Genomic DNA, 21,104 nt, shown 5'->3' on the forward strand with positions numbered 1-21,104 from the left:
TTATATGCTTTCTGCCCGGCCGTTTTCTTCCTGCCGGTGTATTTTTGATCTGTTTCCCCCAAAATTCTCTTATGAAACGGCTTTATTGTATCTCATTTTTTTACTTTTGTCCACAATAAGTTATATTTCGTTCATTTTTGTTCATTTTTCATGTTGAAATTTATTACTTTTAGTGTTATGATACCTTTCGCTACTAAATTTTGCAAATTACAAAGGGAGGTTTTTACTTATGAGCAAAAACATCACGATTCCGGTTCCGGCTGTCCCGTTTGCACCGCCAGTTTATACCTGCCACCGCGCAAAAAAAGAGTTCCATCTGGACGGAAATATCAACAAACCATTCTGGGAGGACGCACCGTATACCGATGAATTTCTGGATATCCAGGGCAGCCACATGCCGCTTCCGCGTTTTGTCACCCGCGCAAAAATGCTCTGGGATGATGAAAATCTTTACGTTGCTGCCGACCTTGCCGGCGATGAAATCTGGGGTCATTTAACAGAACGCGATTCTGTCATCTACTTTGACAACGATTTCGAGATCTTCGTTGACCCGGATTCCGATACGTACCATTACTATGAATTTGAAATGAACGTTCTGAACACGGTATGGGATCTGTTTCTCGCAGAGCCGTACCGCGACGGCGGCAGCGGCCTCAATGGCTACGATATGCACGGCCTTCGCACCGCTGTCCATGTGGACGGTTCCATCAACGATCCTTCCGCTGAAAACAAAGGCTGGAGTGTTGAGGTTGTGATTCCGTTCTCCGCTCTCTACGAATACCAGAAAGAGCGCCGCGCACCGAAAAACGGAGAATTTTACCGTATGAACTTCTCCCGTGTGCAGTGGAATGTGGATGTCAAGGACAACACTTACGTAAAACGCACCGATGAAAACGGAAATGTTCTCCCGGAAGACAACTGGGTATGGGCTCCGACCGGCGTCATCAATATTCATTATCCGGAGCTGTGGGCTTTCGTCTTCTTCTCCGAGGACCGCGAGGATGCTCCATGCGACAGCACCATTCCGGAGGACGAGTATCGCAAATGGGAGCTCCGCAAGCTGTATTACGCAGAAAATATTCTGTTTGAGACAACCGGCTCCTACAGCAGCAGCCTCGATGAACTGCAGAAAACGCTGGATGCGTATGCACCGAACGACTGGAATAAATCTGTAAAAGATCTTGGATATACCATTGAAACCACCAGCCGTACGTACCTGATTTCCTGTCCGAGTGCCGATCGTGCACATCTCCTCCTTCTGTATTCCAACGGAAAGGTTGAAAAAATTACACTTTAAGCGTATAATATCGGTTAGTAGTTAAAATTTGTAACAGGATCGGTTGAAACTATGAAAAAAGTCACTTTACAGGAAATTGCAAATTCCCTGGGCATCTCCCGGACCACCGTCTGGAAGGTGTTCAGCGGACACGAAGGTGTCTCCGATTCCCTGCGCACCAAGGTCATCGCCAAAGCCCAGGAGCTTGGCTATGCCATCCCGGAAGATTTTCAATATCCTTCCAGCGCGGAGGAGACCACGCCGGTCAACATTGCAGTTGCCGTCTGCAGACCGGAAACCTCACTTTTCTGGATGACCATCATCCACCAGATTGCAAAAGTATTTTCAACACACAATGTCAATCTCGTTTACACGTATCTTCCGACTTCGGCGGATAAAACGTATTTTCTCCCGCCCACACTTACAAACGGAAGCGTCCACGGCATCATTGTTCTGAACGTGTACAACGAACGTCTTCTGCGTCTGCTCGCAGAGACACAGATTCCCAAAGTGTTCCTGGACACTTCCTCCCTCGTATCCCCGGATGAACTGAACGGCGATCTTCTCCTGATGGAGAGCCGGAACAGCGTCCGCAATATTACCGCCCATCTTCTCGAGAAAGGATGCACTCTTCCGGGCTTCATGGGTGATATCGGCTACGCACAGTCCAACCGCGAACGCTATGAGGGCTTCTGCCAGGCACTGATGGATGCCGGAAAAACACCGAATCCTTCTCTTTGCCTGACCACACCGCTTGGGATTGACTCCTACCGCGAGGAAATCGATTCTTTCCTTTCCTCCCTTTCCCGCATGCCGGACGCTTTTGTCTGCGCCAGCGACTACGTTGCCTGTATTCTGATGCAGCTTCTTGAAAAGCGGGGACTGCGCGTGCCGGAGGACGTTGCCGTATCCGGCTTTGACAACAATATCGAGGATCTTCTGGCAGAAAATCTGACTACCGTTCAGGTCTTCAATGAGGAGCTCGGCTCCCGCCTGGCGCTTCAGATTCTTTACCGGATCAAATATCCGCACACGCCGCATGAAGTCACGTATCTGGAATCCAAAGTTCTGTACCGCGCTTCCACCGGCGACTGATGCATCCGTTTTTTGATTTTGCTTTTTGAAAAGACACCGTATTTCCGTTTTTCGGATACGGTGTCTTTTTTATGTTTCTGTACGTTATTTCTCTGTGCGGATGCGGATCGTACGGATCTCGTACGGTTTGATCGTAAGCGAAATCTCGTTCTCCTTCACATTGATTGCGCCATCTGCCGGCTGCTCCAGCAGATTGGTCTCCTCTGCAGAAAGAATGGATTCTGCGCAGTGCAGTGTCACTTTCGTTCTCGCATTCTCCACCTCGTACAGACGCACAATCATGCCGTCTCCGTCCTCTGCTTTCTTCACGGTCTCAAGCACTACGTTGCGTTTGTCTGCAGACAGGAACTCCATGCGGTCTTTTTCTGCCGCACCAAAAACAGCTTTTGCCGGCACATTCAGATTCAGCGCTTCCTGTACCGTACCTGCCTCACGCCACGTTCCTGCATGCGGATACAAGGAGTACGTAAAGGAATGCTCCTCCTGGTCTGCCGTCAGATTCGGCTCAGTTCCGGATTTAATCAGGGTCTGTGTCATCACGCGATCCTTCATGGAATAGCCGTACTTGCAGTCGTTCATCAGGCTGACACCGTAGCTTCCCTCGGAAAGATCGGCCCATTTGTGGCCACATACCTCGAATTTTGCCTGATCCCAGCTTGTGTTGGTGTGCAGTTTTCTTGTCACGTTACCAAACTGGATATCGTACGTTGCCTCATCGCTGTGAACGTCAACCGGGAAGTGTACTTTGAGCACATGCTCAGCAAATTTCCAGTCAACGTAGGTTTCGAAATCAATTCTGCGGTCTTTTGCGTAGAAGTGGATCTGCTGGCGGATGACGGTATCCATCACTTCGCGCTCGATCTCCAGGGTTGCACGGACCGGACCGTTTTCTGTCCACTCCATGCGGCGCACGCCCTCTACCTTCCAGGATTTCTCGGTATGGAAGATGTCCAGATTCCATGCGCTGTACTGCAGCGGTTTATCCTCATAGATCCGCAGTTCATTTCCTGTTTTTCCGATCTGAAGTACTTCACGGTCATTTTCTTTGTCAAACAGGGAAGTAAATTCGCCGTTTGCATCGATTGCAATGGTGTAAAACGGTGTCTCAAGGGTATATCCCTCTCCTGCTTCTGCTATGGCAAACGGTGTTTTCACAACGGATCCGCTTACCGGGCGCAGTACCTGATATCCCTTGGACGGCAGATTTTCTGCGTAAATAACCGCTCCGTCTTTCGTCTGCTGTACCGGATACACGTTCGTTCCATCGGTCAGTGCCTCAGCGCTGTTTGTGCCCAGCTCTACGATATCGTTTCTTCTGTGGCCCAGCGTATTCCATACGGTCACACTCTCGTCCTTCTTCGCACAGAGTGCATCCAGACGCTCACCGATCAGTTTTGCAGATGTTTCTGCAATTTCCGCATACTCTTTCTTCGTCTGCTCATATACCTCATGGATGGAGGAACCCGGCAGAATATCGTGGAACTGATTTGTCAGGATCATCTCCCACATGCGGTTCAGTTCTTCGGTCGGATATGCTTTTCCGGCCTTTTCTGCCAGAACGGACAGAAGCTCTAATTCCATCATCGCATACTCGCTCTTACGGTTTCCGCGTTTGTTGCGTGCCATCGAAGTATACGTTCCCCGGTGGAACTCGAAATACAGCTCTCCGATCCAGGTTGGGAGGCGTTTGCTGTCTTTTACTTTCTCATGCAGTTCGTCGAAATACGTTCTCGCAAATGCCTGGCGTACTTTCGGCACGCCCTTGATGCCTTTTTCCATTCGTTTGGATGTCTCAAGCATCGTTCTGGTCGGGCCGCCGCCGCCGTCCCCGTAGCCATAACTGATCAGAATATCGTTGTTGATATCCTTATTCTGATAGCGGTCCCAGCCGCCCATGATTGCATCCGGATGCAGCATGCCGTTGTATGTCGTAAAGAAGCTGGTCTCCGGCTGGCCGACGCCGAGCGTTGTGATCATATGCGTGAAAACTTTGCTTCCGTCGATTCCTTCCCAGTTCATGGTATCGTACGGCACTTTGTTAAACTCGTTCCATGCCAGCTTTGTCGTCATGAAGTAATCAATTCCGCATTTTTTCAGAATCTGCGGCATGGCAGCGCTGTATCCGAACACGTCCGGCAGCCACAGAATTTTGTTGTCTACACCGAACTCCTCTTTGAAGAAGCGTTTTCCGAACAGGAACTGACGCACAAGGGACTCTCCTGATGTCAGGTTGCAGTCTGCCTCAACCCACATGCCGCCTTCCGGCTCCCAGCGTCCTTCTTTGACTCTCTGGCGGATTTTCTCGTATACTTCCGGGTGTCTTTCCTTTACAAAGCTGTAGAGCTTCGGCTGGCTTGACATGAAATGATAGTTCGGATACTCATCCATCAGTTTTAATACCGTTGCAAAGCTTCGGCAGGATTTCTGGCGAACCTGGTCAATCGTCCACAGCCATGCCACATCAATGTGGGTGTGGCCGATGCACGTTGCCACAACTTCGTCCCAGCCGCCCATTTTTTCATAGATCTCTTCCTGGATGCATTTTTCTGCCTCTTCGATGGAAGCGTAGAACTCTTTACTGTACGGCTTGCGCAGGTCCAGCAGATTGATCGTGTTGGTCAGTGCGGTTTCGAGATCCAGACGCGTTTTATTATCCTCGTCCATACGGTTCAGGCCCTGCATCGGAACGATGAGGTCGTAATAGATCTCCTCGATTTTCGCATCATGCTCCTCAAGGTCTGCCAGCAGACGGAACTCGCTGTGCAGCGTTCCGGTGTAGGACTGCAGGTCAAACTGGATTTTTTCACCGGCCTTTGCATTTTCTCTTACAAGTACTTCGCGGTGGTTGATATCCATACCCTGGATCACTTCGCCGTTTGCAAACAGCAGGAACTGCGGGTTTCTTCCGTCATCCCATTCGTCCAGTCCTGCATGGACTCTCATCCAGAGATTTTTTCCATCGAAGCTCTCCGGAATGGTGATGGTGGTGCGGAACCAGTAATGTTTGTCCGGTCCGTACCAGCGGTCATTGACCGTATCAAACGATGTCCACGGCTCTTTTGATGCATCGGCCTCTGCCGGTGTGATATAGCATCCATTTTTCACCTGCATATCGGTGATTTTAATTTTCTGTGAAATCGAAAGTCTTGCCAGTTCCTGGCAGATTACGTTCACACGCTCTTTTACAAATTTCATAGTGCCTCCTTATGCTGTCCATGGGGTCATTTTTAAAAAGAAAGTCCGCCGGACCTGCAGGCTTCTTTCACCCGTAAGCCCGGCGGACTTGTCGCTTTTTAAGTTATCTTATAAATCAAAGGCTATTCTCTTTCACATAGTTCAGCAGCTCATCTACGGTTGTGAATGCCATACCGGTTACAGTATCTGCGCATCCGTAGTAGATAGTGATTCTTCCGGTTGCTGCATCGCTTAAGGTTGCGCACGGGAATACTACGTTCGGAACATCACCCATGCACTCGTACTGGGTGATCGGAGCCATAATATAGTCTTTCGTTCTGTATTTTACTTTCCACGGCTCGTCGATATCAAGCAGTGCGCATCCCATACGATATACGTATCCGTTGCAGGTTGTGATAACGCCGTGGTAGATCAGCAGCCATCCCTCATCTGTTTCGATCGGAACCGGGCCGGCACCGATCTTGGTGCACTGCCATGCAGACTCATCGCCGCGGACCGGGCTCATCATGTGACGGTGTCTTCCCCAGAATTCCATATCTTTACTCTGGCTGACAAAGATATCGCCGAACGGTGTATGGCCGTTGTCGCTTGGACGGCTCATCATCATGTAGTAGCCGTTGATCTTTCTCGGGAACAGCACGCCGTTACGGTTGAATGGAAGGAATGCGTTCTCAAGCTGAACGAATTTCTTGAAGTCATAGGTGTAAGCAACACCGATGGTCGGGCCGTGATAGCCGTTGCACCAGGTTACATAGTATTTGTCGTCGATTTTGCAGACACGCGGGTCATAACGGTACTCTCTTGTCAGAATCTCCTCGTCAGCGCCCTCAAATTTGATCGGTTCATCCTCGATCTCCCAGTGGATACCGTCTTTACTTCTTCCAACGAAGATGTCCATGCTGATGGAACGGCTGTCGCAGCGGAATACACCTACGTATCCGTCCTCGAACGGTACGACTGCGCTGTTGAAGATACTGTTGGAACGTTTCTGCTCGTAACGGCCGATGATCGGGTTCTGATCATAGCGCCATACCGGCATGTGCTCTCCTGCTGGTTTTTCCTGCCAAGGCATATCCGGCAGATTGTTTCCGATGATTTTACTCATGATTGTTTCCCTCTGTGAAAATTATTTTTTTCTTTCTCTCTTGTCACGCCATACGGACATTTTTGATCTTTCGATCCGATACTTCTATCTTCGTCCATTTCTGCGCAAAAGTCAAGTGTTTTTGTTCACTTTTATGTAAATTTTCGTTTTCTTTGTTACTTTTTATCGTTCATTTATTCTCTTTTTCTGTTCATTTTGTTTACAAACAGATTTTTTTATTTTTCGTACGGTTTTCTTCCCCGCAGAATATCGGCATACCAGAATACAATTTCCGCAATGTGGTGCAGATCGCCTTCTTTGCTGATGCTTCTCCAGGACGCTTTATACTTCATAAACCAGGTTTCCAGCCGTCCCGCAAGTGCCGCGCAGGCTGCCTCATCTTTTTCTTTTCCAAGCTCGATATCACACAGTCTCGCACCCGTCTCATTCCAGATGTCAATCGCTTCCATCGTGAGTTCCAGCACCGGAACCATTGGACGGCAGGATTCTTCCAGAGCACCGGCTGTCTTTTTCAGTTCTTTTTTCAGAGCCGCAATTGTTTCCTTTGCAGCTGCACGCTTCGCCTCATCCTGGATTCTCGCGTCAAACAGCGCATTCCGGTTGTTCGGATGACCGAGCACTTTTTCCTCGTAAACGACGTTGGCATCCCACCAGTCAAAGATGGAGCATTCTGCCGTTTTTGCCATATAGGAAACGAATTTTCCGCTCCGGTCGCCGTAGGCCAGACGGGAAATCTGTTCATTCAGCTCCTCAAAGCTGTCGGTATCGTCTCCCCAGGAGAAGACGGCTCCATAGATCATGCCAGGAAGGGAAAAGTCCGGCTGATTGATGTGGCCGCAGTCACCCCAGTCTGTGTTCAGAACACCTTCCGCATGGTATTTTCTCGCATAGCCGCACATCCGTGTGATATTTTTGTAGCTGTTCTCCACCAGGTTCATCCACTGGTTCCAGCCGCCGACCCCAGGACAGAGATACTGTCTTGCACCAGCTTCCGCCATCACTTTTGCCTCATGCTCTCTCTGCTCGGCTGCATAGCCCCAGGTCAGGCAGACGGTTTCCTCTGGCAGCTCTTTGATCAGCTCCGGCTGTGCGCAGATGATATCGCCCCAGAACATCGGCTTTTTGCCTTTTGCCACGAGAAACTCGCAGAGCTCTTTTACATAGTCGATATACAGGCGGTGAACGCCTTTCTCGTCTGCCAGCGGTTTCGATTTTCCTTTTCCAAGGTCGAACGTTTCATCCGCGCAGATGTTGAATTTATCCGTGGCAAAGAGCGCCATGTACTCCTCGATCATGGCCTTGATCAGCTCGATCGCTCTGCCGCCGGAGACATCCACCGTGTGATGCTGCATCCGGTCCCAGAAGGAAAACGGCTCTTTCCAGCTGTCTGGGAATTCACAGAGGTCGCCATAGCTCTTTGTGGAGAGCAGCATGTACAGATGGCCGAACGTTGCGATCGACGGCACCAGTTCGATATGAAGCTTTGCGCAGTACGCATCCAGCTCGCGGATTTCCTCTGCCGTAAGCGGCGTCTCATCGCGCCACATCTCGGAAAGTCCCGAGAACAGATACGTGTGCTCCACATAGAGCTGCAGCTGGTTCAGCTTGTAGTACGCCATGCGGTCTGCCACCTGTTTTAAATAGGAAAGTGTCAGCACACGGCCTCTCGTCTCATCGAGATAATAGCCGCGCACCGGCAGATCCGGCTCATCCTCGATCCGCACAGCCGGAAGCAGTGCACCGTATTCGTGTATCATCTGGCACAGCGTCTGCACACCGTAGAGCACGCCGGCTCCGTCTCCGCCCTGGATGCGGATTTCCTCCTCTGTCACCTGCAGCACATACTGCTGGCTTTTCCTTGTCTCATCCAGTTCCAGTACAATCGCGCCGGTCTCTTTTCTTCCCGGAACGCCGTATCCGATATCGTACTGCATTCCGGTTTCCTTTTTGATTCCCTTCTGCAGCACTTTCGCATACGTATCCCCATTTCCCAGCAGTCTGCCATCCAGTACAATTCTGCCGTCATAGCAGAGTGCATGTTCCCCCGTCAGGAGTTTTACCTCTTTTGGTTTTGGTAAAAATTTCATTTTCCTTCTCCTCTTGTTTTTTGTTTTCTTTGTAACCATAGAACTTTCACTGAACGTTAAGTAACATTTTGAAACCACTTTTCTCTTCTCCCCCATCCTACCATATTTTTTCCACATATTCCACAATAATTTGTAATTTTCTTCAATTTTTTTCAAAATTTCTTCCTGTTCTGCTCTTTTATATGTAAAGTAACTTTTGTTTCCCATTTTCATTCCGGAACAAAATCTGTTTTTTCGGATGAATGCGATCATCGGCTTTACCGCTCTGGCTGCCGCCCACGTCAATCAGCCGGACCAGGTGCAGGAATACCTGAACAAGATTTCCACCTCCGGCCAGCACCTTTTTCCGCCTGAACCAGATTCTGCTGAATCTGCTGAGCAATGCCACGAAATTCACACAGAACGGCAGCACCATCATTGTCCGTATTATTCAGAAACCGTACTATAAAAAAGGGTATGCGCTCTACGAATTCCACGTCCGCGACAACGGCATCGGCATGAGCCGGGAATTCCAGGAGCACCTCTTTGAATCGTTTACACGCGAGGAGACTTCTACGGTCAGCGGCATTCAGGGTACGGGACTTGGCATGGCGATCAACGTCAGCCATATGGTACAGGAAATCGCGATGGAGCTCCTTTCGAACGCCGGATTTTCCGTCAGCCTTGCAGACGACGGCGATGTTGCCGTTGAGACGCTCCGCACCGCAGCGCCGGATCAGTTCGATCTGGTGCTGATGGATATTCAGATGCCGAAACTCGACGGATACTCTGCAACGCGCCAGATCCGCACGCCGGACGGCGCCATTGCCAAAGTGCTTGGCTGATTCCCCTTTCTTATCTGCCGGAACCGTGAATTTTCTCTTACTCGAAAAAGAGGAGAAAAAGTTCACGGTTCCGGCAGATTTTTTCTTGCATTCTTTCGGGGAAGTGTGCTAGAGTGAAGATATCATATTTTATAAGAGGTGCTTATTTTGGATATTAATTACGAGTTATATAAGGTTTTCTATTACGTTGCCACCACACTCAGTTTTTCCGAGGCCTCCAAGCTGCTTTTTATCTCGCAGTCGGCGGTCAGCCAGTCGATCAAGGTACTGGAGAAAAAGCTTGGAATCACGCTCTTTATCCGCAGTACAAAGCGCGTGCAGTTAACGCCGGAGGGAGAAACGCTGCTGCGCCACGTAGAGCCTGCGATCAACCTGATTGCGCGCGGTGAAGCACAGATTATGGAAGCGGGAACGCTTGGCGGCGGCCAGCTCCGCATCGGCGCGAGCGACACAATCTGCCGCTATTTCCTTGTTCCGTACCTGAACCGTTTCCACCGCTCCTTTCCGAATGTCCACATCAAGGTGACAAACCAGACTTCGACCCAGTGTGTCGATCTGCTGGAATCCGGCCAGGTGGATTTCATCGTGACCAATTATCCAAACTCGCATCTTTCCAGCCGTCTTCACACGATTCCGATTCATTCGTTCCACGATATCTTCATCGCGAACGGCGAATATTACCCGGAACTGGAAAACAGGCCGGTTCACTTAAAAGAGCTGCTGCAGTACCCGATTCTGATGCTCGACCGCAAGAGTACGACGAGTGAGTTCCTGCACAGCCAGTTTCAGCGGTTCCAGCTCGACCTCGTGCCGGAAATTGAGCTTGGCAGCAACGATCTTCTGATCGACCTGGCGAGTATCGGCCTTGGCATCGCGTTTGTGCCGGACTACTGTCTTGTAAAAGAGACGGCGGCCTTCCAGCTCGACCTCGTGGAGGAGCTTCCGCCGCGCCAGCTTGTCGTTGCCCACAGCTCCCATCTGCCGATCCCGCAGGCGGCAAAAGAGTTCATGAGCATGCTGGAAAAAGGCGCCGAATAACTTTTTCCGATCTATACGTCAAAAGAGGCAGGATCCTCAAGAAATTTTTCTGGATCCCTGCCTCTTTTTCTGTTTTTATGATCCGTTCTGGATTTACTGCTCGCTGCCGTCTTTCTGCACCGGTTCGGATGCTTCCGCTTTTTCCGGGCTTTCTGCATCCGCTGCTGCCTTTCCGGCTTCTGCTTTCAGATACTCTTTGAGCTCTTCCGGGCTGGAGATCTGAATGTTGCGGTTTACTTTTGCATCGTATGTATCGGCTCTCATGATTTCGGAGAGATCGACACCGGTCGCCTCTTTCATCGACTCAAACAGCTTTGCCATCACCACCGGCACATTGCCCGCTACGGAGCCGATGCCGTTGTCTTCGCTTCCGCCGCCGATGATCGTAATCTTGTCGATCTGGCTGAGCGGCTCTGCGATCTTTCCGGCGATCTCCGGCAGAACCTTGATCATCATCTCTGCCATTGCGGCTTTGTTGTAGCGCTGGTAAGCCTCGGCTTTCTTCTCCATACCTTCGGCCTCTGCAAGTGCCTGGGCGCGGATAGATGCGGCTTCCGCCTCACCTTTTGCCTTGATACCGAGTGCTTCCTGCTCCATCGCATAGCGCTGGGCTTCTGCCTGGGCTTTCTTTGCCTCCGCCTCGCGGATTTTTTCGAACTGGTCTGCCTCTGCGTCTTTCTGACGGCGGTACAAATCTGCCTCTGCCTGCTGCTGTTTTGCGTAACGCTCGGCCTCGGCTTTCTTCTTGACTTCTGCCTCGAGGGATTTCTCGGTTACTTCTACTTCTCTGGCACGGAGCTCAACCTCGCGCTCCTGACGGGCGATGTTCGCATTCGCGGAAGTGATTTCCAGCTCTTTTCTCTGCTGCTCTTCCTGAATCTTGTACGCTGCATCTGCCTCTGCCTTTTTGATATCGGACTCTTTTTTCAGCTCTGCCGACTTGATTGCCAGATCGTTGTTTTTCTTTGCGATCTCGGTCTCGGCAAGAACGCGCTCATCGTTCGCCTCTTTATTTGCACGCGCCTGGGCAATTTTGATTTCTTTCTCGGAATTGGCACGGGCGATCGCCGCAGATTTCTTGATTTTTACGATATTGTCGATACCGAGGTTTTCAATGACCTGATTGGAATCAACGAAATTCTGTACGTTGAAGCTGATGATATCAAGTCCCATCGCAGCCAGGTCCGGTTCTGCATTTTCTTTGACCAGCTCCGCAAACTTCTGACGGTCGGAAACCATCTCTTCCAGACGCATCTTTCCAACGATCTCACGCATGTTTCCTTCAAGGACTTCTCTTGCAACCTTGGCAATATATTCGCTGTCGCGGTTCAGGAAGTTCTGGGATGCTTTCTGGATCTTCTGCGGTTCGTCCCCGACTTTGATGTTGACGGCTGCATCCACCTGAATATTGATGTAGTCAGCGGTCGGCACGGCGTCGCTCGTCTTCACATCGATCGCTACCAGCTTCAGACTCAGCTTGTCCAGCCGCTCAAAGAATGGGAGCTTGATGCCGGCTTTACCGATCAGGATCCGCTGGCCTTTTTTGAAACCGGAAATAATAAATGCGGTATCCGGCGGCGCCTTCACATAACCGCTCGCCAGAATGGCAAGAATGATCACCACAACGGCGATCACGGCAATCATGTTTGCATGTTCGAATACAAATTCCATCTTGTTTCCTCCCTTTTTTCTGCGGATGCTTTTCGCTCCGCGTTCTGCTTTTGTGTCTGTGTTATTTTCACTATAGCATTTTTTGCGGGATAGATACAACTGCATTATTATTACGATTTTGTAAGATTTCTGTTCGGGCAAAAACAATCCGCTGGAGCAGATTCTGATATGCCTTGCAACAAAAAAACGAAGGAGCTTCTTTTTACAGAAACTTCTTCGCCTTTCCTTTTTTTCACTGATCCTGCTCTTATGCTCTTTCGACAATCTTCTCCAGCGCTTTTGTGATCGCTGCTTTCAGCTCCGTCTGATCTGCCGGTGTCTTGACGGCCAGCTGACGGATCAGTGCTGTTACGTGATCGTCTCCAACCTCACCAAGGCTCGTAACGGCCGCGATTTTTACGTCTACATCGTCTACTTCCAGAAGAGAAGTCAGAATATTAACAGAACCATCATTTCTCGAAGCTGCACAGGCTTTTGCAAGCGCTACCTGCGTTGTCTTGTCCGAATCCAGATACTGTTTTCTTAATTTGTCCCATTTTCCTTTTTCCACCATTTTTTTCAGCTTGTCTTCCGATGCCTCTTTTGAACCAAACATTGTAAATCCTTCTTTCTTTTTGCTCTTATTTTTGGTGGATGCAGCAACTGCCGCGGCGAATCAAAAAAGGTTCGTAGTGTTTTTGCTGTCGTCCCTGTCATGTCCGCCACATTGTAAGCATGCTCTCGTCCATAACAGAAATTATACTCCTTTTCTTCTGGTTTTTGAACAGAAATACTATAAAGTTTTTATAAAAATTGTTACTTTTTCACATTTTTTTCTTGTTGTTCTGCTTTTTATTTCAGATATCCCGTATATTCCGCCGTATGCAGCAGTTTATTGGCGTTTTCCACGCGCTCTTTGGTCGGCGGATTGATGCCTTCGAGTTTGTATGGGATTCCTAAGGTTTCCCATTTGAATACGCCGAGGGTGTGGTATGGGAGAACCTCTACGCGCTGTACGTTGTGCAGGCTGTGTAAAAACTCATCGAGGCGAATCAGGTATTCATCGTAGTCGCTGCGTTCCGGGACGAGGACGTGGCGGATCCAGACTGGTTTGCCGATCTCGTCAAGGTAGCGCGCCAGGTCGAGGATGTTCTCGTTGGTGCAGCCGGTCAGCTCTCTGTGCGCCTTGTCGTCAATCAACTTGATATCGAGCAGCAGCAGGTCGGTGTATTTCATCAGCTCATTAAATTTGCTGAAATACGGCTCCTCTCTTGTGAACGGATTTCCACTGGTATCCAGCGTTGTGTGAACGCCGTTCTTTTTTGCCTTGCGGAACAGCTCGATCAGGAAGTCGATCTGCAGCAGCGGTTCTCCGCCGCTTACAGTAATGCCGCCCTTTTCGCCCCAGTAATTTTTGTAGCGGAGCGCCTTTTTCAGCACCTCATCTGCGGTCTGCCAGTCGGCATCTTTCATCGTCCAGGTATCCGGGTTGTGGCAGAACTGGCAGCGCATGTTGCAGCCCTTCACGAAAATCACGTAGCGTACGCCAGGTCCGTCGACGGATCCGAAGCTCTCGATCGAATGGATCGCGCCCTTTACCGGGCCATTGTTATTCTGATTCATTTCACTCATATTTTTTCCTCTTCTTTCCAACTTACTATCTTTCTATTTTTCTGTATTTTCCGGTCAAATTTCAGGGTTCTGCTTGATTATACGGAAATCCGCGGTTCTTTTCAAGGCATTTCCATGTACAAAATCGAACACATGGCACGGTAAAAATTTGGTTTGCTATATTGCATTATGATATAGTCTGTGTTATGATCTACTCAACAAGGAGGTGTTCATATGAATCCACAACTCAAAAAGGGCGTCCTCGAGCTCTGTGTCCTCTCCCAGCTGACAAAAGAGGACAAATACGGCTATGAGCTGACAGACGCCATTTCCCGCGAAATGTCCATCGCCGCAGGAACGCTCTATATGATTTTAAAACGACTCAAGGAAGCCGGTTACGTGGAAACGTATCTGCAGGAATCCGCATCCGGCCCTGCCCGGAAATATTACCATCTGACTGAAGCAGGAACAGCTTATCAGCAGGAGAAAAAACAGGAATGGCTGGATTTCACCCAGCAGATCAACCGACTGATTTCAGATGAAACGATCTGACGATAGAAAGGAAAATCATGATGAATACAACGTATGAAACTTATATGAATGCATTGAAACAGGGCCTTGCATCCTTTGATTCTGCCGCCGCAGAGGAAATTTTAAACGATTTCGAATCCCATTTCGCCGACGCCCGCAGCCAGGGTCTCTCCGATGAGGAAATCTGTGCGGAACTCGGCAATGTCGACGATGTCCTCGAATTTTTCCGTCAGGAATATGCCACGACGGAGCAGCCTGTTGCAAACGTGCTGCCACAGGAGAAAATCCACTCCAATTCTGAAGAAACACATCAGAACTACCCGTACGCCCCTTCCACCGCCATCACCGCTATGGAAATCTCCCTGCGGAACGCTTCTGCCGACTTTGCTCCGGGCACTTCCGCTTCGGTTGAGTTTGACTTTTCCGGCGACTTCGATCCGGACCGCTTCGAAGCAGGCATTGAGGGCAATACGTTCTGTCTGCGAGAGAAAAAGCTCATCCCTTCCGTATTCTGGAAACATCTTTTCTGCAATAATCACCAGAAAGAGGTGTTCTCCTTCCAGGTGCCGTCCACCGTACAGAAGCTGACGCTCCGCTCTTTGAACGGCGCGGCCGGGCTTGATACCCTCTCCCTTACTACGCTCGAAATTTCCGCCACAAACGGCAAAATCACCGGCGATTCCCTTTCCGCATCCAGCTGCCGCATACAGGCTGCGAACGGAAAGATCGTCCTGACCCGTCTGCGCGCAGACAGCCTCGATGTTTCCGCCACAAACGGCAGACTTGAAATCACCGGTGACTGCTCCCGCGCAGCTTTAAACGGTGTCAACGGCAAAGTCCTCTTCGAGGGAACCTGTTCCGAGTCCCTGACAGCAAAATCCGTCAACGGTTCCGTGAAACTCCATCTCCCGCACGACCTTACCGATGCGTCCATTCATGTATCCACGACAACCGGAAAAATCCGCCTCGTCTCCAATGGAAGAACGGAATCCTACACAAAAACATTCACCCGCTCCGGTATTTCTGCATTCACCATTCAGGCAAGTACCGTCAACGGAAATGTCCTGCTCTCTGACTTGCCGGCAGAAGACTGACAAAAAAGAATGGACTGGATAAAATGTTTTTCTTTAGTCGACTGATATGTAAGAAGAACACTGACTACAAAATCAGTGTCCTTCTTTCTTCCTTTACATATATTTCATAATAGTCGGCAATAATATATTCATATCTATTGGTTTTGCAACATGATCATTCATGCCACTTGTCAAAGCCATCTTCTTATCTTCTTCAAACGCATTTGCTGTCATTGCAACAATTGGAATCTGCGATTTGTTACCGTCTTTCAGTTCTCGAATTCTCCTGGATGCTTCATATCCGTTCATAATCGGCATCTGAATATCCATCAGAATCAGACTGTAGTAATTTTGCTTTGCTTTGTTAAACATATCAATACATGCAACGCCGTTCTCCGCTCTTTCTATCATGATTCCCTCTTCCGTCAAAAGTTCCGTTGCAATTTCTGCGTTCAAGTCATTATCTTCTACCAGAAGAACCCTTTTTCCTTCCAGTTTTTTGATATTCAACTGACCGTCTGCATGTTTCGGATTCCTTTCTTCCGCATTTGCTATTTTTAATGGAAGCGTGATTGTAAAAGTAGAACCTGCTCCCGGTTTGCTCTGAACTGTGATCTTGCCATTCATTAAATCCACCAGTTTCTTCACGATTCCCATGCCAAGTCCGCTACCTTCTATTCCGCTGTCTGACGAAGATCGTTCCTGTGAAAATGATTCAAAAATATGTTTTTGAAATTCTTCTGACATTCCGATTCCGTTGTCTGCTATGATAAGCTCTAATACACTCCAACCTTCTTTTTCGCCGGGATATTGGTTCAATGTGCAGCTTATGTTACCGCCTTCACCCGTGTATTTCACAGCATTACTCAAAATGTTAATCGTAATTTCAGATGATCTTGCATCATCCATATGCAGGTATGGATATCGAATGTTCTTATTGACTTTCAGTGTTTGATGTTTTTCTTCTATCGGTTTTCTAAACATATCAATACATAAATCAAAGTTTTTAGAAACATCTGTTATTGTTTCATCCAGCGTTGCTTGGTTGTTTTCGATTCGTGCTAATTCAAGAATGTTATCAATCAAATGCAGCATTTTCTTTCCGCACAATAATATTTTTTCAAAGTAATCCTCTAATATAGTTGGCTCCTTTAAATGTTTCTCTCCCAATTCTGCATATCCAATGATTGCATTCATAGGGGTACGAATATCATGAGACATATTAAACAGAAATGTTGATTTTGCTTTATTAGCTGAATCGGCCAGTCTTGCAGCTTCCTGCAACAGTTTTTGCTGTTTCTGCTCATTTTCTTTTTGCTTCTTATATACAGAATATCCACAGGTACATAATATTACCAAAATACACGCTGTAATGCATCCCAGTACAATACTTAACTTATTCGTCTTCTCAACCATTCCATACGCTTTCTGCATATCCATTTCTATGCAGAAAGCACCTATCACTTCATTAGATTCATCTTCCGCTGTCACAGGATAACAGGCTGTAAAAATAGGTCCCCATGTTGTATCAACAATATCCTGAGAATATACTGTTTTTCCAGAAAGTGCTTTTTCTATATAAGGAACCATCTCCTTTTCAATCGGATCTCCTGGATGTCTGACGTCACCAGCCGATGGATCCAGTCCGTCTACAACGTAAATCAATCTACCGTCTTCATTTCTGGTTGCTGTGTAAATATATCTCGTAGAATTCAGCGTTCTGATTTCATTCATATATGTCGACATATTCTTGAATAGTTCTGTATTCTCATCAGCTTTACTTTTTATTTCATTAAAATCTTTTCGTCCCAGTCTGTCATTTACCAGCTTATGAACCGCATCTGCACTGGAAATATCTCGTTCAATTTCTGTTTTCAGAGCAGTTTTGGTATATGCTTGTTGTAAAATAAAAGTATATGCGACAACAGCCAAAATCACCATTGCCAGAAGGAATACCAACCGTCCCTCAAAAATTTTCCAATGATTTACCGGATTTTGATCTTTTCTTTTTTGTTTTATATAGTTATTTTTCATCATCGTATTTCACATGCCTTTTATCTAATTTTAATTTAATACAAAAACGTCTCAACTCTTCACGTATTTTACAAACATGGGTTACATTTCCAGACTCATCCCTTTTTTTACAGTAAAAAGCATCCTGTGCCAACTGCCATCACACATACGGTATTCTGTGGAAATGCATTCTTCCGCCTTTAATCTTGCTGAAAGTGTAGAGATATCCAGAAATGGACGGATCAGCGAGCGGTATTCAGATGCAGCCATTGTATCACAAAACTGATACAGTTTCTCCGATGCACATCCTCTGTTTCCTGTCTGCTTATCCCATGCACCTGGAAGGCTCCTGATTGCTGCGGTTGCCTCATAATCATTCATGACAGGCATTTGACCTTCTCAACTCTTCGCTTATGGTCTGCTTAATTTTTTCATCATCCAACGGCTTTGCAAGATGTGCGTTCATTCCTGCTTCCATACACCTTTCGGCATCTTCCCTGAATGCATTTGCAGTCATAGCAATGATAGGAATTGTTTTTGCATCCTGCCGATCCAGAGCTCTTATTGTTCTTGCAGCAGTAAGACCATCCATCACCGGCATCATAACATCCATTAAAATAACATCGTATGTTCCCGGTTCGGAAGCTTCAAAATGCTGAACAGCTTCTAACCCATTGTTCACTGTTTCTACTTTAGCTCCATTTTCCGTCAGCATAAATTCTGCTATTTCCACATTCAGCTCATTATCTTCAACCAGCAATACCCGGATATCTGATATATCTGCATCAAAATCTTCTTTTTCTTCTGGCCGTGCATTCGTATCAATTTTAAATGGAAGTATTACAGTAAAACAGCTTCCTTCACCAAGCTTGCTTTCAACGGTTATGGTTCCGCCCATCTTTTCTACAAGTTGTTTCACAATAGGCATTCCCAGACCTGTCCCATTATAATCAGAACGTGGGGAATTATCTGCCTGTACAAATGGAGTAAACAATTCATTTTTTATAAATTCTTCTGACATTCCAATTCCATTATCTTTTATTTTAAATTCACATGTCATGTGATCTTCTGATCTTTCAATCGTTCTCATACTCATGTAAATAAAACCATTCACCTTATTGTACTTCATACTGTTTGTAAACAGATTCATCAATATTTTTTTCAGATGAACTGCATTGCTCCAAACATATATACCACTGTAATCATCATGTTCTCCTATAACATGAAGTCCTTTTTCTTCTGCCTGAAAGTATAGCGACTCCGTGATTTCTTTACATACCTGATCCAAATTGATGGATTCATCACCAAAAACCACGGTATCCGATTCTAACTTTGCCATATCCAAAACATCATTTACCAATGATAATAGCAGTTTCGAAGACTCATTTATTTTATTCAGGCAATCTTTTGCCCGCTCACCATCATTTCCGCTTTTTTCAAGAATTGTAAGCATGCCCATAATGCCATTGATCGGTGTCCTGATGTCATGAGACATGTTATTTAAAAAGGAAGTCTTAGCCTTATTGGCACTCTGTGCTTCTACAAGTGCATTTTGTAATTCCTGCCGTTTTTCTTCCAGTTCCTGATTCAGTTTTAATGCCTGTTCAGCAGATTTCTTGAATCTTTCCTCCGCACGTTTTGACTTCTTCCAAGAACGAAGAATGATACACAGAACAACGAAAAAAGAAATTCCAACGATAAGTGAAACTGTCAGTAAATTATCCTGAATAAAATCCCTCACTGTAACTTTTCGTGAGGAAGCATTATACGAAACTACTGCACCCGAAAATTGAGCTGCAGGCATAGATGTCAGTGTTTTATTCAGAATGGACAAAAGAACCGGTTCTCCCTGCCGAACAGCAAATGGAACATCGGCTTCTTTTGTCAGGAAAACACTATGAAGCTTATTATTTTTCAAATAGTCAGAAACAGTACCTGAACTGCTTACAATGCAATCTGCCTCCCCTTTCTGCATCGCTTTTACTGCTGCATCTGATGTCCCATATTCTATAATCTCCCATTTTGGATAATTGTATGAAAGATATGCCTTCAATGAAAAATTATCTTTTTCAACGGCAACTGTATTCTCTTTATTTTCATCAAAAGAATCCTTTGCCGTAATTGCTGCCATATTGAGAGTCAATAGCGTATCCGACAAAGCAACTCCTTTTGTTTCTGCAAAGTATGGATTCTGGTTTGTATGAAAAATCAGGTCTATTTTTCCATCCTGCAATGCCTGAAGCAGTTCACTTCTTGTATCATACCCCTTTAATTCAAATTCCAGAGTCTGACCTTGCAGACAATTTTCTGCAAGATCCACATAATCTGTAATAACACCTGTCAATTTGCCTGTTGATGGATCTACACTACTGATACCTCCATCCTGATTCAGATACCCTATCCTGATTGCTCCATGCTGCCCGATCCACTCCCTTTCTTCTTTTGAAAGAAACGAGCTGCTCTGTGCAGAAAGATAACGCCTGTAGAGATCATCAGTGTAAAATGGATTGTCATCCTTGATTCTGCGCATAGCACTATCCAGTGCTTCTTTGATATCCGGACGTTCTGGATTTATAGCGAAATAGATTTCTGTCTCTCCAATACTTGTAATCGGTGAAATATCCGATTCTTCCCAACGGGATTCTTCTACCGAAACAAAGCAGTCAATTTCGTGTTTCGACAGTTTGTCCATAACTTCTGCGGTATTAGAAACATTGACATGCTGCGTATGCAGACCATACTTTAACTCCCATTCGTTAAGCACATCCTCCGTTATATTATCTTTAAGCACACCAATATTTTTTCCCTCAAAAGAATCCAAATTTCCTGCTGTAAGATCCATATTGGATGCATCCGTATAGATGTAATATTTCTCTTCCCCCATAGGCATATCGGAAAAAAGCATATTTTCAGCACGTTCGTCTGTATAGGAAATGCCACCAAGAATATCAATTTCTCCATTTTCCAACTGTGTAAAGCAGTTTTTCCAATCACTTGTTATGTATTTATATGTCCATCCTGCATAACCTGCAATATCTTGAAGATACTCATAACCATAGCCGCTTCTTTCTCCCTTTTCATTGACTACATTATAAGTCTCCTCAAAAGATCCTACCCGGATAACATGATCAGAATTTTCTTGGGCAGATGTGGAAACAGGAAAAACAACCAAACATATCATTATGCAAAATATAAAATAACAAAATTTGAAATTTCTTATATTCTGTACTAATTTGCACTTCTTCATCTTTCTCCCACCCTCCAGGCTACAGTCGCTTGCTTGCTTGCAGATTTTAATTTTACATTCATTAATGTTCAATACCTCCACAACATTTTTATAAATATCTTTGCGACAGCTTCTGCTGTACTTTTACTATAATTATACTCTACAGCCAACTTGTGTCAATTTACTAACAGAGTAATTACATTCTTTTACTCCTTAATCTTGCTATTACTCTCCCCACAAATAGAGCCGAACTAGAGCCATTCGATAAAACAAATGCCGAAAACCCGCATAAATACAGGCTTTCGGCATTTTAGTCCGTTACTCGAACTCCTTTGCGGACTGCGTTTCATGACACGCAAAGGCTGTTATTAGAGGTTTAT

16 protein-coding genes are annotated in these 21,104 nt (G+C 46.6%); 7 read left to right on the top strand and 9 right to left on the bottom strand.

The annotated features are described in order from the left end of the window. Positions 1–229 precede the first annotated feature (229 nt). Positions 230–1,297 (top strand): carbohydrate-binding family 9-like protein, encoded by a 1,068-nt coding sequence (locus tag DWZ44_RS12870; RefSeq protein WP_055221380.1) that lies wholly within the window; start codon positions 230–232, stop codon positions 1,295–1,297. Positions 1,298–1,348: 51 nt separating this feature from the next. After that, complete coding sequence (locus DWZ44_RS12875; protein WP_055221378.1) at positions 1,349–2,371, top strand: LacI family DNA-binding transcriptional regulator; 1,023 nt, start codon at positions 1,349–1,351, stop codon at positions 2,369–2,371. 84 nt (positions 2,372–2,455) lie between these two features. Here DWZ44_RS12875 and DWZ44_RS12880 read toward each other — a convergent pair whose 3' ends face one another. The 3 genes from DWZ44_RS12880 to DWZ44_RS12890 form a co-directional block, all read right to left on the bottom strand. Then, positions 2,456–5,566 carry an alpha-mannosidase gene (locus DWZ44_RS12880; protein ID WP_117805018.1) on the bottom strand — a complete coding sequence of 1,037 codons (3,111 nt, stop codon included), beginning with the start codon at positions 5,564–5,566 and terminating at the stop codon, positions 2,456–2,458. Positions 5,567–5,681: 115 nt separating this feature from the next. After that, positions 5,682–6,671: a glycoside hydrolase family 130 protein gene (locus DWZ44_RS12885; protein WP_055221374.1), complete on the bottom strand. Its 990-nt coding sequence runs from the start codon at positions 6,669–6,671 to the stop codon at positions 5,682–5,684. A gap of 215 nt (positions 6,672–6,886) precedes the next feature. Next, positions 6,887–8,758, bottom strand: a complete 1,872-nt coding sequence (locus DWZ44_RS12890; protein ID WP_117805035.1) for a beta-N-acetylhexosaminidase — start codon at positions 8,756–8,758, stop codon at positions 6,887–6,889. Positions 8,759–8,996: 238 nt separating this feature from the next. Here DWZ44_RS12890 and DWZ44_RS18730 point away from each other — a divergent pair, with 238 nt between their 5' ends. The 3 genes from DWZ44_RS18730 (at position 8,997) to DWZ44_RS12900 (ending at position 10,620) form a co-directional block, all read left to right on the top strand. Beyond that, on the top strand, positions 8,997–9,206 hold the full coding sequence (locus DWZ44_RS18730) for a hypothetical protein (protein WP_226906391.1): 210 nt from the start codon (positions 8,997–8,999) through the stop codon (positions 9,204–9,206). Beyond that, entirely contained in the window at positions 9,133–9,582 is a 450-nt protein-coding gene (locus tag DWZ44_RS12895) for a response regulator (protein WP_243002085.1), read from the top strand. The genes DWZ44_RS18730 and DWZ44_RS12895 overlap by 74 nt, the downstream gene beginning before the upstream one ends. Before the next feature lie 147 nt (positions 9,583–9,729). Then, positions 9,730–10,620 (top strand): LysR family transcriptional regulator, encoded by an 891-nt coding sequence (locus DWZ44_RS12900; RefSeq protein WP_022463164.1) that lies wholly within the window; start codon positions 9,730–9,732, stop codon positions 10,618–10,620. A 93-nt stretch (positions 10,621–10,713) separates the two neighbouring features. Here DWZ44_RS12900 and DWZ44_RS12905 read toward each other — a convergent pair whose 3' ends face one another. The 3 genes from DWZ44_RS12905 to pflA form a co-directional block, all read right to left on the bottom strand. Next, positions 10,714–12,291 carry a flotillin family protein gene (locus tag DWZ44_RS12905; RefSeq protein ID WP_243002081.1) on the bottom strand — a complete coding sequence of 526 codons (1,578 nt, stop codon included), beginning with the start codon at positions 12,289–12,291 and terminating at the stop codon, positions 10,714–10,716. Positions 12,292–12,538: 247 nt separating this feature from the next. Beyond that, positions 12,539–12,886, bottom strand: a complete 348-nt coding sequence (locus DWZ44_RS12910; RefSeq protein WP_022463162.1) for a HEAT repeat domain-containing protein — start codon at positions 12,884–12,886, stop codon at positions 12,539–12,541. Positions 12,887–13,122: 236 nt separating this feature from the next. Continuing rightward, complete coding sequence (gene pflA / locus DWZ44_RS12915; RefSeq protein WP_330411471.1) at positions 13,123–13,902, bottom strand: pyruvate formate-lyase-activating protein; 780 nt, start codon at positions 13,900–13,902, stop codon at positions 13,123–13,125. Between the two features lie 213 nt (positions 13,903–14,115). Between pflA and DWZ44_RS12920 the strand changes: the two genes are divergently transcribed. Together DWZ44_RS12920 and DWZ44_RS12925 are read left to right on the top strand one after the other, a co-directional pair. Further along, on the top strand, positions 14,116–14,433 hold the full coding sequence (locus tag DWZ44_RS12920) for a PadR family transcriptional regulator (RefSeq protein WP_022463160.1): 318 nt from the start codon (positions 14,116–14,118) through the stop codon (positions 14,431–14,433). A gap of 17 nt (positions 14,434–14,450) precedes the next feature. Then, positions 14,451–15,506: a DUF4097 family beta strand repeat-containing protein gene (locus tag DWZ44_RS12925; protein WP_117805019.1), complete on the top strand. Its 1,056-nt coding sequence runs from the start codon at positions 14,451–14,453 to the stop codon at positions 15,504–15,506. Positions 15,507–15,599: 93 nt separating this feature from the next. Here the strand turns inward: DWZ44_RS12925 and DWZ44_RS12930 are convergent, their stop codons facing one another. From DWZ44_RS12930 to DWZ44_RS12940, 3 genes are all read right to left on the bottom strand, one after another. Beyond that, complete coding sequence (locus DWZ44_RS12930; RefSeq protein WP_117805020.1) at positions 15,600–17,522, bottom strand: hybrid sensor histidine kinase/response regulator; 1,923 nt, start codon at positions 17,520–17,522, stop codon at positions 15,600–15,602. A 78-nt stretch (positions 17,523–17,600) separates the two neighbouring features. Next, on the bottom strand, positions 17,601–17,879 hold the full coding sequence (locus DWZ44_RS12935; RefSeq protein ID WP_117802518.1) for a hypothetical protein: 279 nt from the start codon (positions 17,877–17,879) through the stop codon (positions 17,601–17,603). After that, positions 17,872–20,745, bottom strand: coding sequence for a response regulator (locus tag DWZ44_RS12940; RefSeq protein WP_117805021.1), 2,874 nt, complete (start codon positions 20,743–20,745; stop codon positions 17,872–17,874). The genes DWZ44_RS12935 and DWZ44_RS12940 overlap by 8 nt, the downstream gene beginning before the upstream one ends. Positions 20,746–21,104: the final 359 nt, after the last annotated feature.

The sequence above is a fragment of the Blautia sp. AF32-4BH genome (assembly GCF_003460565.1).
GTDB lineage: Bacteria > Bacillota > Clostridia > Lachnospirales > Lachnospiraceae > Fusicatenibacter > Fusicatenibacter saccharivorans.

Bases quoted from the DNA above. Each gene is read 5' to 3' on its own strand.
- DWZ44_RS12885 (WP_055221374.1), bottom strand. From the start codon at position 6,671: ATGAGTAAAATCATCGGAAACAATCTGCCGGATATGCCTTGGCAGGAA.
- DWZ44_RS12935 (WP_117802518.1), bottom strand. From the start codon at position 17,879: ATGAATGATTATGAGGCAACCGCAGCAATCAGGAGCCTTCCAGGTGCA.
- DWZ44_RS12880 (WP_117805018.1), bottom strand. From the start codon at position 5,566: ATGAAATTTGTAAAAGAGCGTGTGAACGTAATCTGCCAGGAACTGGCA.
- DWZ44_RS12910 (WP_022463162.1), bottom strand. From the start codon at position 12,886: ATGTTTGGTTCAAAAGAGGCATCGGAAGACAAGCTGAAAAAAATGGTG.
- pflA (WP_330411471.1), bottom strand. From the start codon at position 13,902: ATGAGTGAAATGAATCAGAATAACAATGGCCCGGTAAAGGGCGCGATC.
- DWZ44_RS12905 (WP_243002081.1), bottom strand. From the start codon at position 12,291: ATGGAATTTGTATTCGAACATGCAAACATGATTGCCGTGATCGCCGTT.
- DWZ44_RS12930 (WP_117805020.1), bottom strand. From the start codon at position 17,522: ATGATGAAAAATAACTATATAAAACAAAAAAGAAAAGATCAAAATCCG.
- DWZ44_RS12925 (WP_117805019.1), top strand. From the start codon at position 14,451: ATGATGAATACAACGTATGAAACTTATATGAATGCATTGAAACAGGGC.
- DWZ44_RS12870 (WP_055221380.1), top strand. From the start codon at position 230: ATGAGCAAAAACATCACGATTCCGGTTCCGGCTGTCCCGTTTGCACCG.
- DWZ44_RS12890 (WP_117805035.1), bottom strand. From the start codon at position 8,758: ATGAAATTTTTACCAAAACCAAAAGAGGTAAAACTCCTGACGGGGGAA.
- DWZ44_RS12940 (WP_117805021.1), bottom strand. From the start codon at position 20,745: ATGAAGAAGTGCAAATTAGTACAGAATATAAGAAATTTCAAATTTTGT.
- DWZ44_RS18730 (WP_226906391.1), top strand. From the start codon at position 8,997: ATGAATGCGATCATCGGCTTTACCGCTCTGGCTGCCGCCCACGTCAAT.
- DWZ44_RS12875 (WP_055221378.1), top strand. From the start codon at position 1,349: ATGAAAAAAGTCACTTTACAGGAAATTGCAAATTCCCTGGGCATCTCC.
- DWZ44_RS12920 (WP_022463160.1), top strand. From the start codon at position 14,116: ATGAATCCACAACTCAAAAAGGGCGTCCTCGAGCTCTGTGTCCTCTCC.